Origin of the sequence: Bacillus infantis (assembly GCF_008180445.1) — a bacterium.
In the GTDB taxonomy this organism is placed as follows: Bacteria; Bacillota; Bacilli; order Bacillales; family Cytobacillaceae; genus Bacillus_AB; species Bacillus_AB infantis_B.
The window spans coordinates 202,639-216,300 of sequence record NZ_VTER01000006.1 but is presented as its reverse complement, the minus strand read 5'-3'; the positions used below and the strand labels follow the sequence as shown (position 1 = coordinate 216,300).

Annotated in this window: 17 protein-coding genes; 3 read left to right on the top strand and 14 right to left on the bottom strand. The window is 47.2% G+C overall.

The features are described from left to right. Positions 1-6 precede the first annotated feature (6 nt). The 8 genes from FZD51_RS12390 to FZD51_RS12355 all read right to left on the bottom strand — a co-directional run bounded on the left by FZD51_RS12390 (position 7) and on the right by FZD51_RS12355 (position 6,679). A complete protein-coding gene (locus FZD51_RS12390) occupies positions 7-267 on the bottom strand; it encodes a hypothetical protein (protein ID WP_148975060.1) in 261 nt (86 codons plus the stop codon). Between the two features lie 37 nt (positions 268-304). Further along, positions 305-625, bottom strand: a complete 321-nt coding sequence (locus tag FZD51_RS12385) for a hypothetical protein (RefSeq protein ID WP_148975059.1) — start codon at positions 623-625, stop codon at positions 305-307. Continuing rightward, positions 618-1,142: a sigma-70 family RNA polymerase sigma factor gene (locus FZD51_RS12380; RefSeq protein ID WP_022543903.1), complete on the bottom strand. Its 525-nt coding sequence runs from the start codon at positions 1,140-1,142 to the stop codon at positions 618-620. The genes FZD51_RS12385 and FZD51_RS12380 overlap by 8 nt, the downstream gene beginning before the upstream one ends. Before the next feature lie 286 nt (positions 1,143-1,428). Further along, positions 1,429-2,997 (bottom strand): DEAD/DEAH box helicase, encoded by a 1,569-nt coding sequence (locus FZD51_RS12375; RefSeq protein ID WP_426877703.1) that lies wholly within the window; start codon positions 2,995-2,997, stop codon positions 1,429-1,431. A gap of 105 nt (positions 2,998-3,102) precedes the next feature. Continuing rightward, complete coding sequence (locus tag FZD51_RS12370) at positions 3,103-3,576, bottom strand: NUDIX hydrolase (protein WP_148975057.1); 474 nt, start codon at positions 3,574-3,576, stop codon at positions 3,103-3,105. 44 nt (positions 3,577-3,620) lie between these two features. Further along, positions 3,621-4,436: a lipid II flippase Amj family protein gene (locus FZD51_RS12365; protein WP_148975056.1), complete on the bottom strand. Its 816-nt coding sequence runs from the start codon at positions 4,434-4,436 to the stop codon at positions 3,621-3,623. A 351-nt stretch (positions 4,437-4,787) separates the two neighbouring features. Continuing rightward, a complete protein-coding gene (locus FZD51_RS12360; RefSeq protein WP_148975055.1) occupies positions 4,788-5,225 on the bottom strand; it encodes a GNAT family N-acetyltransferase in 438 nt (145 codons plus the stop codon). 74 nt (positions 5,226-5,299) lie between these two features. Then, on the bottom strand, positions 5,300-6,679 hold the full coding sequence (locus tag FZD51_RS12355; RefSeq protein WP_148975054.1) for an amino acid permease: 1,380 nt from the start codon (positions 6,677-6,679) through the stop codon (positions 5,300-5,302). A gap of 127 nt (positions 6,680-6,806) precedes the next feature. On the opposite strand from FZD51_RS12355, the gene FZD51_RS26175 reads away from it, so the two are divergent. Continuing rightward, positions 6,807-6,956 (top strand): hypothetical protein, encoded by a 150-nt coding sequence (locus tag FZD51_RS26175; RefSeq protein ID WP_187445734.1) that lies wholly within the window; start codon positions 6,807-6,809, stop codon positions 6,954-6,956. A gap of 522 nt (positions 6,957-7,478) precedes the next feature. Here the strand turns inward: FZD51_RS26175 and FZD51_RS12350 are convergent. From FZD51_RS12350 to FZD51_RS12335, 4 genes are read right to left on the bottom strand one after another with little or no spacing between them, the layout of a single operon-like run. After that, a complete protein-coding gene (locus FZD51_RS12350; protein ID WP_148975053.1) occupies positions 7,479-8,222 on the bottom strand; it encodes a DUF2161 domain-containing phosphodiesterase in 744 nt (247 codons plus the stop codon). Positions 8,223-8,239: 17 nt separating this feature from the next. Next, on the bottom strand, positions 8,240-8,434 hold the full coding sequence (locus FZD51_RS12345; RefSeq protein WP_148975052.1) for a hypothetical protein: 195 nt from the start codon (positions 8,432-8,434) through the stop codon (positions 8,240-8,242). Between the two features lie 20 nt (positions 8,435-8,454). Next, the gene (locus FZD51_RS12340) at positions 8,455-9,423 is read right to left on the bottom strand and encodes a bile acid:sodium symporter family protein (RefSeq protein WP_148975051.1); all 969 of its coding nucleotides are present in this window, start codon (positions 9,421-9,423) and stop codon (positions 8,455-8,457) included. 46 nt (positions 9,424-9,469) lie between these two features. Beyond that, positions 9,470-10,060, bottom strand: a complete 591-nt coding sequence (locus FZD51_RS12335) for a DUF1836 domain-containing protein (protein WP_187445733.1) — start codon at positions 10,058-10,060, stop codon at positions 9,470-9,472. Positions 10,061-10,203: 143 nt separating this feature from the next. Between FZD51_RS12335 and trhA the strand changes: the two genes are divergently transcribed. Further along, positions 10,204-10,851: a PAQR family membrane homeostasis protein TrhA gene (trhA, locus tag FZD51_RS12330; protein ID WP_148975050.1), complete on the top strand. Its 648-nt coding sequence runs from the start codon at positions 10,204-10,206 to the stop codon at positions 10,849-10,851. Positions 10,852-10,906: 55 nt separating this feature from the next. On the opposite strand, the gene FZD51_RS12325 is transcribed toward trhA, so the two are convergent. After that, positions 10,907-11,548, bottom strand: coding sequence for a DUF6944 family repetitive protein (locus tag FZD51_RS12325; RefSeq protein WP_262380899.1), 642 nt, complete (start codon positions 11,546-11,548; stop codon positions 10,907-10,909). A gap of 197 nt (positions 11,549-11,745) precedes the next feature. Between FZD51_RS12325 and FZD51_RS12320 the strand changes: the two genes are divergently transcribed. Next, positions 11,746-12,717 (top strand): DMT family transporter, encoded by a 972-nt coding sequence (locus FZD51_RS12320; protein ID WP_148975049.1) that lies wholly within the window; start codon positions 11,746-11,748, stop codon positions 12,715-12,717. Between the two features lie 21 nt (positions 12,718-12,738). Here the strand turns inward: FZD51_RS12320 and FZD51_RS12315 are convergent, their stop codons facing one another. Then, positions 12,739-13,515 (bottom strand): YqcI/YcgG family protein, encoded by a 777-nt coding sequence (locus tag FZD51_RS12315; RefSeq protein WP_187445732.1) that lies wholly within the window; start codon positions 13,513-13,515, stop codon positions 12,739-12,741. Positions 13,516-13,662: the final 147 nt, after the last annotated feature.

The following is a 13,662-nucleotide window of genomic DNA, read 5'->3' as shown; positions in this document are numbered from 1 at the left end:
TTGTTGTCATCTTTTCCGCTCAGACGGCCTTTTTAAACATAATGCTGAAATAACGCCATACAGCACCAGCAGGATTCCAGCTGCAAGAAAGGCTGCAGCAGCTTTTGGAATATTTTGTCCGGAAAGGCTGTCAGCCGTTTCAAAGCCCAGGAATTGTATGCCGATTCCGTCTCCATCAACATCTGTCCCTAGGTGCATAAGCTCTATGCCTTTACAGGACAATGCTATGCCTAAAATAGTCATGATGATCAGCAGGAAAGCTTTCATTTACAGCACTCCTCTTTTTTTTAAGCAGTTTGTCTCACTATTCGGGCTGGGGCATGCTATTCCCTCCTTTTTGGCAAGAGAAATAGGTATCTGCATCCAAAATTCTGTTATAGCTCTCTTCATAGGCTGTTTGTTTAGTTTTTTCAGCGTTCCAAAGGAAAAAGAATAGAAATATAAGTGCGGCCAGGACAAAAATTGCTCCATACATTAAATAATGCATCACAATGGATAGGGTCCTGTTTTGTTTGGGAAGGCGGTATAAAGTGAAGTGTATTTGCTGTTTGATAGAGTGCGGCAGATATGGCGGCTCATTTTGCAGGATCCTTTTCAGCTGTTCATCCTTGCATTTCTCATGCATTGCCGATCCCCCTTTCCTCAGAAAGATAGACAGACAATTTGGCCCTCGCCCGGTTCAGCCTTGATTTTACTGTTCCTGTGCTGATTTCCAGCAGTTCTGCAATTTCCTTGACGGAGAAATCCTCATAATAGTAAAGGATGACTGGGGCACGGTGTTTTTCATCCAGCTCACCGATCGCTTCGCTAATGCTTTGGGCCGGATCGCCGAGAAACCGGTCTGATAGATAATATTCAATATCCTCCACCGGCACGACTGTTTGTTTTTTTCTCAGGATGTTATGGCACTCATTGATGAGGATGCGCGTGATCCAGGTTTTAAAATATTTGGGCTGCTTCAGTTTGCGGATGCTGCGGAAGCTCTTCAGGATCGTTTCCTGAATGGCATCTGCACAATCATTATCATTGGACAACAGGCCGCGCGCCACCCGGTAAAGCGAGAGTTCGCAAGATTCGATCAGTCTGACAAAAGATTCCTCATTTCCTTTTTTGGCAAGAATAATGTCTTTTTCTGAAAACACATTTATCTTCCTCCCTTTGCACATTAGACATTTTTTCGATTGCAAAGGTTCCATTTTTTATCTAAATTGGGCTTAATTACTTATGGATAATGGAGAAAAAAGGAGCTTTTTGGGCAATTGGTATTCCCGATTTCTAAACAGTTCCAAGCCAAGGCAGGCCTGCGCTTCAGCTGTTTAGGAGAAAAGATTTTCGCTGGAGGTATTTTGAGCAATATATTAAATGAAAGGTGAGAATGGATCAAAAAAATGTTCACAAAAAAGAAGGCCAAATTTCGGCCTTCTCTCATTACCTCCTGCCGCGGCCAGGGCCCCGGCTTCCATTCGAAGCAGGACCCTGTTCTCTGCGGCTGCCTGTTCCATCTGATCTTCTGGAGCGCTGGCTGTCACGGCTCCGACCCCCGCTTGAATGTGTGCCATCAGGCCTTGGGTTTCTTTCAGCAGATCTTCCCCCTGACGATTTCCGGCCATCACTAAGAGAGCGCCTGTCCCCTGATCGGCGACCATTCTCTCTCCGCTCATCATGTGAATAGCTGCGGCTTTCGCCATCGGCTCTGCGTGCTTCATTCGAACGGGTGCGCCTCTCCCCTGAACGGGTGCTGCGGACTTCCCGGCTCCCCCGTCCTTCACTCCGGCCTCCAGTCCTTCTCCGTGATTCAGCGCCGCCAGCCCTGCGGTCCCTGTCAGAACGATTTTTAGGTTTATCTCCACTGCTGCTTTTCTCCCCATCAGCTGTTGAATTGGCTGTCGCAGCGCTTTCTTCTTTAGGCAGTCTTATGTTCAGCTCCTGCTCGATCGCTTTTAAAGCCGCCTCATCTTTTTCTGCGTAGAAAGTAACAGCAAGGCCGTCTTTGCCTGCGCGCCCGGTGCGGCCGATGCGGTGAACATAGCTTTCGCTGTCCTGTGGGATGTCATAATTATATACATGTGTCACGCCCTCCACATCAAGGCCCCTGGCCGCTACATCGGTTGCAATCAGAAACTGGATTTCAGCATCACGAAACTTTTTCATGACTTTTTCACGTTTCGCCTGGGTAAGATCCCCATGAAGTTCTTCGCATGAGAACCGCTGTGATTTCAAGGCATCGTATAATTTTGTGGCCCTGCGGATCGTCCGGCAGAAAATGATCGCCATGAATGGCCGGTCTTCCCTGATCCTGCTGATAAGGGCATTCTGCTTGGCTCGGTCTGTCGTAAAAATAGCCAGCTGTTCGATCGCTTTTTCGGGAACATATGTTTTTTCAATGCGTATGCTCTCCGGCTCCTTCAGATGTTTTTTGGACAATTTCCTGATATCGTCAGGCATGGTGGCTGAAAACAGCATCGTCTGCCTTGAAGCAGGCGTCTGGCTGATAATCAGTTCCATCTCATTCAGAAAACCAATATGCAGCATCTGATCTGCTTCATCAAGGACAAGGAACGATACCTCCTCGAGCTGGACAGTCCCCCTCCTGAGATGATCAAGAAGACGGCCAGGGGTAGCCACTACAATTTGTGTCTGTTTTTGCAGTTTATGCAGCTGCTTTTCGACATCCTGGCCCCCATAAACGGCAAGCACATTCAAGTCCGGCATCCCTTCGATCAGCTTTTTCACTTCAGAAGTGATTTGCAGTGCGAGCTCTCTAGTCGGCGTGACAATCAGTGCCTGCGTGCTTCCATTAGACGGATCTATTTTTTCCAGGATAGGAAGAATGAACGCCAGCGTTTTTCCTGTGCCTGTCTGTGCCTGGGCGATGATATCCCTGCCTTCCAATACGATTGGAATCGCTTTTTCCTGAACAGCGGTCGGTTCATCAATTCCCTGGGCCGCCAGTTTATGTATAAGAGGATCTGAGATCCCGAGTTGTTTAAAATTCAATCTAATCCCTGCTTTCTTTTGGACAATACTCCTATTATCTGCGATAGCTTCATTAAATAGCAACCTTTATCGGACTGTGAACAAAAAAAGAGACCCGGGAGGCCTCTATAGGACAGAAGAATGAATAGCACGCTTTGTTTCCAATAAATCATTTATGACCATCTTATCTGGAGGGCTGATATTTTCAGGCAGCTGGTCCAGCGGGAAAAACTCCACCTTTTCAGCCTCCTCAGCATCAGGTGCAGCAGTTCCATGATATTCCGTGCAAATATAAGCGGCAATGACATTATAAACCTCGTCGCCATGAGGATACTTATAATATAACTCCTCACCGGAATATACTTTGAAAAATGAAAGATCATCGGCATGAAAGCCTGTCTCTTCCTTCAGCTCCCTGAGTGCTGTGCTTTCGAGTGACTCTCCCGGCTCAAGCGATCCGCCTGGAAGGCCCCAGCAGCCATTGTCTTTTCGCAGCTGCAGCAGCAGCCTGTCCATTCCATCCAACAGCAGGACACTGCTTCCCGCAGCAATAAGCGGCCGCGTCCCTACCACCTTTCTTAAATCCATTATATATCCCATGATTTTCCCCCCTGTATTAGTTTGGCAAGCTATGAACATCCGGCTTAGATCCATTTCGAAAACCAGGCAACATAATAGGCAGCGGGCAGGAATAATGCCTGTGCAAACAGCGTCCCGGCGAATTTGCTTGTCATCATGGTCAGTGAATAGCTCTTCAAATATACATAGCCGGCCTTTTTATTGGCGACCCTGTCAGCGAGTATAGAGGCTTTCGGATCAACAAAAAGGGTCAGCAGAATGGTGGCGAAGCCATTGATGATGCCTGATGACATCATGGCTGCCCCCTGGTATTCAGGAGCGAGCGCTGAAGCATACAATGCTGCAAGGATGCCCACTGTATAAATCCCCGAAATCAGGACATTAACGGCAAATAAGCGTTTAGGAACCGTCTGAAAAGTGATGCCGTCCAGATAAGAGAGCCTCGGAAAACGAAAGCAGGTGGCTGCTTTTTTGAGGCTTGCTATGGTAAACCCTTTTTTCAGCACTTTGATATAAGATCCTTTTTCTTCCGACAGCTGGACAATGGTCCGCGAAAAAATGCCGATGAAGGTCGGGAACAGCAATATGCCCAGCACGACCCCGGCAGATGATACAAATAAAAGGAATCGGTATTGGTCCTCCAGAAAACCAAGCTTGTCCCCTTCAGGAGCTAAATCGGCCAATTTTGCTGTCATCGGCTGCTGAAAAAGAGTGGAAAACCTGGATATGAGGACAATGGAGCTGAAAAGGGATAATGCAGTGGCAATAAGGCCGACCCTTGCCCCTGACAGCCTTGCCGAATAAGCCAGTGTTTCTACAGCCGTGATGACCAGCAGAAGCAAGGCTATTAAAAGCAATTTCCCTGTAATGAAGGCCGCCATACTCCCCCTCCTTTTTGTTTTATTTTAAACCAAAAGGAAGATGATGGGAAATAGTATCTTTAAAACTTAGCTCTGTTAAAGTTCTATGTTGGAAATTACTGATAAAATATGAAACTTCATCATCTGCGGAAGTCCCATTTTACATATTTGCTTGCTAAACTGACGGACCAGATCGGTAAAGTCTATGTAAAAACAATCCGCGCACACCTATAAAAGGAGCGGACCTTCGCGGAATGAGGGAAGCTGTGACAGGCACAAAAATAAGCGGAGAAACTCCCGCTTATTTTAAGGCTTGCTGGTCAATCAAATAAAGATCCATTTAATCTTATCAGCAACAGACTTTTACAGAGCCTAAAACTTAATTTCCATCACTGTAGATATATCATGGAAGCCGATTTCCTCGTACATCCTCTTGGCCGGATTTCCCTGAAAAACATTCAGCTGCACCTTTTCATATCCCTCCCGCCTGAACACTTCCACCGCATGGGACATCAGCTTCCGCCCAACTCCAAGCTTTCTGTATGGCGGGAACACATAAAGGGAATACAAAAATGCCGCATTGTTTCCATTTACAGGATTTGAATCCCTTCCTGCCATCAGCCAGCCGAGGATATTGTAATCGTGGACTGCCACATAAAAGAACGCCCCATTCTGCAGCGCCGGAATAAATGCACCCAATCCTTTTTGGGGATCATTCTGGAGATGCCCCATTGAGCTTTCCTCCATCACATGCACGGTTGTATAAAGCAGCTGTTCTGTTTCAGCCCGATTCGCTTTTCGTATAAACAAAAGGCAGCACCCCGTTCATTTGCTTTCAGCATAATATATGCCGGACAAATGCCCATGGTGCCGCTCATCCTGTTTCAGCCGGTATTCTCAGTTGGATTGGAATCCCAGACCTTTTTCTTCATAATTAACACTGCAATGGCGATCAAAGCAATGATGCCCAGGCTAACGAAAAATCCGGGACGGATATTTTTTTCAAGCAGAGTGCCGCTGACGGCTGCCAGGATCAGAAGCAGTGCCGCCGAACCCATCAACTTGCTCCAAATCTTCGCTTTGAGAAGCTTAAATGAAGAAATGACGATAAAAAACCAATTATATAGAAGCAGTATCCCTGCCGCTGTTGTAATATACTCATAAATCTTACCCGGCAGTAGCAGGGCGGTGATAATCGATAACAGCAGCCCGACAGAAGCCAGCCCCAGGGATGGCAGGGGCAAATCCTTCAATTTTTTGATTTTTTTTCCGAAAAAAGCCGGTGCATCCCCATCCTTAGCCAGTGTCACAAGAAGATTGGTCACTCCGAAGAGTGAAGCAGTCATGGTTGAAAACCCGGCAATGATGATTGCCCCGTTAAAAACATGCGGAAAGAATGGCAGATGATTTTTCGACAAAGCCGTAATGAACGGGCTTTCTTTCTCATGGAAAGCATCAATCGGCACCATCGCGACAGCAAGCCCCAGGGAGATCACATAAATAGATGCCAGGAGGATCAGCATCACACTCCCCGCCTTTGGTGCATCTTCCTTCTTTTTCAGATGCATGGCCATCAGCCCGATGACTTCAATCCCCCCATAGGCATAGAAAGCATAAATAAGGGAAGACCAGAAGCCTTTAAAACCGTCTTCAAAAAAAGCACCTGCAGAGTCCGGGATCCCTGGCCGGTCCGCATCGCTGTGCAGCCAGCCGAACATGGCGGCTGCCGCCAGAATGATGAACATGATGATGGCTGCCGTCTTTACGACTGCCAGGATATCCTCTATCTTATCGAAGCCTTTTGTACCAGTCAGTACAACAAGGATGGACAAAATGGCATAGCCGGCTGCAAACACCCATAATGGCACATCCGGGAACCAGAATCTCGACAAAATGGATAAGGCAGTCAGCTGGCTGCCCATGATCAGAATATTAGAGGTCCAATAATTCCAGCCGCAGCTGAAGCCCGCCCATTTTCCATAAGCCTTTTTTGCATAATAGCAGAAAGATCCTTCCTGCGGGTCCTTTGCAGTCATCTTTGCAAGCAGGTTAAAAACTATATAAGTTCCAATTGCAGCCAGAATGAATGAAAAGACGATGGATGGGCCAGTAATCTTGATGCCGATGGCAGAGGCCAGGAAATACCCGGTCCCGATTGTACAGCCTACCCCTGTCAAGGACAGCTGCCACCATTTCAGATTTCCTTCCTTCCCTCCCTTGCTTCCTTTACCTGAACTGCTTGGATCACAACTAGCACTGCTCATTTTCTGCCTCCCTCTTAGAGAAAAATGAATCACTCTCATTTATCCGACAAACACTATACAAGATTATCGTTTCTAATCGGCGGCCAGAAAATCCGGTGAAATAAATGGAATCAGGGAGGTGTTATTTGTGTTCGGGGATAAAAACAGGAAAATGATTAGTGCAGGAGTCATTCTCTCAAGCTTTTTCAGCCTGATCATCATTGGAATGACGATTTATCATCATCTGCGGATCGAGGAATTAATCAAAAGGGTTCAGAACAGACAAAAGGTGAATTAAAGGCTTGTTTTTCTTTTTAATGTGGCTGGAGGAGGAGTGACAAATATGAGGGGAGTCTGGAATCAGGCTGAGTGGAGTCATGATTCCCCTTTTGGCAGCCGGATCGTGTATCTCAGGAGCCTGTTGGGGTACATGACTTCCCATTACACGGCCGGGTCATGTATCCCAGGAGCCTGATGAAGTACATGACTTCCCTTTGCACGGCCGGGTCATGTATCCCAGGAGCCTGATGAAGTACATGWCTTCCCTTTGCACGGCCGGGTCATGTATCCCAGGAGCCTGATGAAGTACATGWCTTCCCTTTGCACGGCCGGATCATGTACCCCAGGAGCCTGACGGAGTACATGACTCCCCTTGCACTGCCGGCTCATGTACCTGATAAGCCCAATGTAATACAGTACAACCCGTTAGAATGGGGAGTCATGTACCAGCCCTGATTTCCCCTCCCTTCTCTCAAAGAACCGCCATAGCCAATAATACTATCAGTCCATACAAAAAAAGCCGCAGCCGTCATGGCCATGGCTAATCGCTATTTTCACTTAAAAAACTCAATCCCCCGGAATAATACCCTGCTACATCAGGATGACTTTCAAGCTCTTTCCTCCCTTTTTCTGTAAGGGAATAGGTTCCGCGGCTGATCCTTTCAAACCAGCTGTAGTAGTTTTTATGGAGGATTGATTGGGTTTTATCGCCGGTGCCCATTTCGCGGAGCTTCTTTGGCGACAAGGGGCCAAAGCGCTTCAGGCAGCATGCGATGTGGATGCAATTCTCCTTGTAGGCAGTCATAATCTTTGTCTGGGTGACTCCGCCCACATTATAGTCTCCATTCCGCCCGCTGATTTCGGACAGCATTTTTTCTTTCCTTTTTTTATTCAGGCGGATGCTTTTTTTGCGGTCGAATGCTCCCGGTTCCATCAGGATTTCCATTTTGGCGGAACCCGCCTGGAAAGAAACTATAATAAGGCCGAGCTCAAGCCGCCGGATGAGATGGCTGATATCATTCCACTTTTTCGAGCGGAGCCTGTATTTAGGCTTTGGGATCGCAATATATACCTGGTCGGAGAGCTTTTGCCTTTTGGCCGCCTGCACAAGCAGCTCGACTGTCAGATTGAGCTTCAGCTCAACAATGATGAGCTCCTCTTCTTTCACAGCCACAACATCACAATCATGAACCTCTCCATAAACCTCGTAGCCGAGTGCAGAAAAATGCTTTTGTATGGGTCTGTATAAATCTGCTTCATATCTTTTTACTTTTGTGTTTTTCATTGCTGCTGCCTTTCTGTCTAATTGTTTCTTTTAAAGAAGTTTGAGGCCGCTATAAGGAGGATTCCTCCTATAATGACAGGTACGGACAGATTGCTTGCAGCTTCCGGCACATCCCCGATATCAAGCAGCGGATTGACGGCAAAACCAGCTGCAAAAAGGGCCATGCCCAGGAAATATAGTGTCTTGCCTGTCTTTGAAAGGCGATTGATCATTAATATTTGCCTCCTTTATACTAAACGGCTTTAGTAGCCGGCATCTCCCTCTGCTGATGATTCATGCGGTTAAGGAGGCTGCCGGCCGAAGCAGCCAGAATCTGCTGAAACAGCATGCCCATGATAACCGGGACTGCCACCGGGGCCGGAAAATAGGCAATGGCCAGTACGGCACCTGCACTGATGTTTCTCATGCCGCTGTTATAGGTAAGAGAGATAATTCCTGCTGTTTCTTCTTTCATGACCTTCCCTGCGAGAAAACCGAGAAGGTAAGCAGTAATAGAAAGCATAAGGACAGCAGCTGCTATTCCCCCAAGTTTGCTGGAAAGTGTCTCAAGATACGGGGCAATCGCTGAACTGTTAATGGCGACTACCACCCCGATGCCTATTTTGGAAAAAGGTGATAGGAATGGATTTAATTTTTTCGGGGCTGTGCCTTTAGACAGCTGATTTGCTGCCATTCCCGCAACTGACGGGAGCACAATCATCCAAATCAGCCCTCCCATCATATCGGCTGCATTCATTTCTACCGATGCACCAGCAAAGAGATGCAGAATGAATGGCACTGCAAACGGGGCGATCATAGTGTCGACAAGAATGATGCATAAAGTCAAGAAGGTCTTGCCTTTATAAAGAGTCACCCAGACGAGGCTGGTGATGCCGGTTGGAATGACAAAGGAAAGGATCAAACCTGTCTTAGTGTAGGCATCATCCGGAAAAAACAGGGCTCCAGCGCCAAATGCTGCTGCCGGCATCACCAGGTGAAGGAGCACCAGGCAGATGATGATCGGAAGCGGGTGCAAAATGACCTTCTTCAAATCGCTGAAGCTTGAGCCGAGGCTTCCGGAAAATGTCATGAAAGCAAATAGCCATGGCACGATAAAGACAAGATGATGAAGCTGATCTGCAAATGTAATGCCGAGAAGGACGGCCAGAGGCGTCATGAACGGCATGAATTTTTGTAAAAATCTGTTTAGCTTATCCAGCATAATTTCTCCTCCGGCCTTTGTGGTTTAAAAAGAAGGTGAACGGGTATTACCCTTTTGGGGCTGGAGGATTTCCGCCTAATTCATCGATCAGCCTTTCAGCTGTCCTTCTGTACATATTGCCCATATGCACGAGTGAGAGAATCAGGAGGATCTGTTCAAGCTCACTGCTGCCGGCTTCCAGCTGTTCTGCCTGTTCACGTGCCAGGCGGCCGCGGAGCGGGACATCTTCTTTAAAACCTGACAGATTCTGTTCTGCCAGCTGGAGATAGCTGCTGTAAAAGTCCTCGATCCGCAGATTCCCTTTTAATGCCTTATTGTTGGCCCCATCCAGGGTCTGTTTGATATCCTGAATGGACAGGGACCCTTTAAGCTGATAGATGAGGCTGATCATCATGAGCTGTTCACGGGAATATTTTTTATTTTTGACCGGGGTGAAAAGCTTTCCTTTGGCATAGTTGTTGATCATCGTTTTGGTGAGGACCTTTTCCTCCTCATTGCGGGTGGCAGAGCCAAATGTGTTCTCAAATAGCTGGATCACCTGATCCATATAAAGATCAATGCCTGGAAGCTCTTCAGGCAAAAGCTGCTTTTCAAAGCCAAGGGATTCGATCAGCTCTGTTATATTGTTTTTATCCATATTGTTTAACCTCTAGCTTTCTATGTAGTGCGCTTCCTTTATTTTACCATAAGTGAGAACTATTTGTTGACGGGAAGGTAAAATCGTTATATCATGATAAGTAGTTATCAATACTACGTATCGTTATGTAAGGAGGAATCGTCTTGAATTCTTATATCCGCGAGCCAATCAACGGGCTCACACATCTTGCTGGCGCCATCCTGTCGTTCATCGGCCTGCTGGCAATGGTCATCAAAGCCTCGATGGAAACTTCATCTCCAGTTGCAATCGCATCCTCTATCGCTTTTGGCGTCAGCATGATTCTTTTGTATTCTGCTTCAGCAACCTATCATATGGTGATTGCAAAGGATAAGGTGATTGCTTTCCTGCGCAGGCTTGACCACTCAATGATCTTTGTTCTGATTGCCGGGTCTTATACTCCATTCTGCCTTGTGAGCCTGAACGGCACAACAGGCTGGGTCATTTTTTCCATTGTCACCCTTGTAGCCGTCTGCGGCGTCATTTTCAAAATGGTGTGGTTCAATTGCCCAAGATGGCTTTCAACTGTCCTGTATATCGCAATGGGCTGGATCATTGTATTGGCTTTCTCGCCGCTGTCAGAAGCCATGTCCTTTCATGGCGTGTTCCTTCTATTGCTTGGTGGGATTTTCTACACGGTCGGAGGCATCATCTATGCAGTCAAGCCAAAGTTCCTGGAATTCAAGCATATGGGCTTCCACGAAATTTTCCATGTATTCATTATGATGGGCAGCATGGCCCACTTTCTCAGTGTTTACCTTTATGTTCTGTAAGCGAAGCTGAACGGATTATCCGTCGGCTTTTTTTATTGCCTTTTACACCATGCCCTCAGATATACTTATGCTGTTTATTTAGTAATGCAAAACCCTTATATCCCTGTTCGCTTTTTGAGGAGATTTCTGACAGCTCTTCCTGCGTCTGCCCCAATGCTGAAAGAACTGAACCGGCAGCCTGGATCCAGCTACCTGAAATATCGAGCGATTTGCCTTTAGAGCTCTCTTCTGCATCCGAACGTGTCTGAAAGGCATCGAGGATAAGAAATGTGCCGAATGCCTGAAGGGAATTGCCGGTGGCCTGCAGAAAACTGCCGATGATCTGAAAGGTTCGGCCTTCTGCAGTTGGATCAATCAGCTCATCACCAAGAACAGTGATTGATCCCAGTGCCTGTATCAGATTTCCTGCAATGATAAGCTTTAATTCGTTTTCTTCTCCAGGATCTAAGACTAGTCCTGCAATTACGGATAGATTGCCGGCCGCCTGCAGTTCATTCCCTATTTTCTCCAGGGAAGGCCGGTCTTGTCCGTCCGCCTCCAAAGCGCTTCCTGCCGCCTGCAATTCATTGCCTATAATGATCAGTGCCTCGGCGGCGCTGTCATCCAGTACTAGCCATTCAGACGTCCCAATTGCGGCTATAATCGTCCCGGCAGCCTGAGTCCAGGCGCCGGCAATCTCCTTTTTTTGATTTTTCATTACAGATTCCCGCCTGTTCTGCTGCTCGCTTACCAGGACAGCCGATGTCCGCCCTTTCCCCAGTATATTCAAGAGCTGCTCAGCTGGTCAGCTTTCTGTTTCAGCTATTATTTCTTATAGCCATATTTTTTGGGGGAGAGTATAATAGGGAATAAAATTCAGTATATTGGGATAATTAGACCGGAAAGGAGCTGGCTATGAGAGAAATAATGATCGGCATTCTTGCTTCCGTGTTTTTTGCGGTTACATTCATTCTGAACAGAACGATGGAGCTTGCAGGCGGCAGCTGGCTTTGGAGCTCTTCTTTAAGATTTTTGTTCATGGTTCCTTTTCTTGTCATCATTGTAGCTTTACGCGGAAATGGAAAACAGCTATTAACAGAAATGAAGAGACATCCTTTCTGGTGGCTGTTGTGGAGCTTTTTTGGGTTCGTCCTTTTTTATGCCCCCATCACCTATGCAGCAAGCTATGGGCCCGGCTGGCTTGTAGCCGGTTCCTGGCAGCTGACGATTGTCGCTGGGACACTGCTTGCCCCCTTATTCACTTCAGGCAGCCTTGAAGGAAAAAGAAATAAAATTCCCTTTAGGGCCCTTTGCTTTTCGCTTATCATACTGGCTGGAGTCATCCTGATCCAGCTTCAGAAAGCAGACACTTTATCTCCCGCTGAAATGGCCGCAGGAATCCTGCCGGTCGTAGTGGCAGCCTTTGCCTATCCGCTCGGAAACCGGAAAATGATGGAGCTTTGCGGAGGAAGGCTTGATACCTTTCAAAGGGTGCTGGGCATGACAATGGCGAGCCTCCCTTTCTGGCTCATCATCGCAGGTGCCGGCTACGCAAATGCCGGCCTTCCTTCCACAAGCCAGCTCTTGCAGACCTTCATTGTCGCCATTTCATCAGGCGTTATTGCGACAACCTTATTTTTCATTGCAACCGACCGCGCGCGCCATGATCAATCAAGGCTTGCAGCAGTGGAAGCGACACAGTCGACACAAGTGCTGTTTGTGATGGCAGGTGAAGTTCTCCTGTTTTCTGCACAGGCTCCTGACACCCTTTCTTCAGCAGGACTGCTGGTTATTGTAATCGGAATGGTGCTGCACAGCCGGTTCTCGCAATCTAAAGCTAAGCCCTCTCTGGCAATTCCGGCTTCACCTGTTAAAAAACAGGCTTGAAAACCCAAAGGACAAGACATTTCAATTGTCTCGTCCTTTTTCTGTTATTGAAAAATCTTTGCTTTTGTCCCCTGCAAGCATCCGGTGGAATGGGCATTTGCTGAGTGCACTATCATCATCCCTTAAGAAATATTGCTGCCACTCATAATTATTTTCAGTTCCATAACTGTTTAAATGAGGATGGGCTCCGATACTGTCGTAAGCTGCCAGCCGGTCGCGTATTTTGCTTTTTACTTTTGCAGCACGCTCCGGGGCCGAATTGAACTCATCCAGCACCCAGCGGGGTGTGATTGCCAGCATGAAATAGGGGAAATATCTGCTTTGCCTGTTTACGTGAGCAGGTGTGGCGCAATACATGAAATACTGTTCACCATGGCTGCAGAACTCCCAAAGCGGATCGTGCGGGTCCTCTGGAATATGGGCCGGCCATTTTTCCCTGTCCCTCTCTGCTAAAAGGTTCATCTGCTGCCAAAAATGGTTTTCAAACTCCTCCACCGTCCCCTGCTCCGCCAGCTGTTCATTTGTTTCAAAAAAGACAATGAGCGAAGTATAACTGCCAAAGCTCCTTGAATGTACTGTAAACTCCCTCATCATTTCTGCCAATTCGCCTGCTGAAGAAATATCCCGCGGATCTCCGGCAAATCCATAGCGCAGCTGCTGAAGGGCATGACCCTGGGTAGCCGGGATACAGGGGAATCGGTCTTTTTTATTGCCCAGCTTTGCCTGGAACGCCCTCAATGCATCTGCTTCCCAGCAATCTGTTTTTTTCAAGCCGGATATATCGCTGATTAATTGCATGCTGATCCCTGCCTCCTGTTTGCTTTTTCATCTTATTCAGGATAGGCCTTAAATGGGTTTGTACAGCGGAAAACCGGGCTTATACAGGGGAAAATTGAATACCCGTTTCACAGTTGGACAATAATGATAAGGTTTTTTACTAACTTA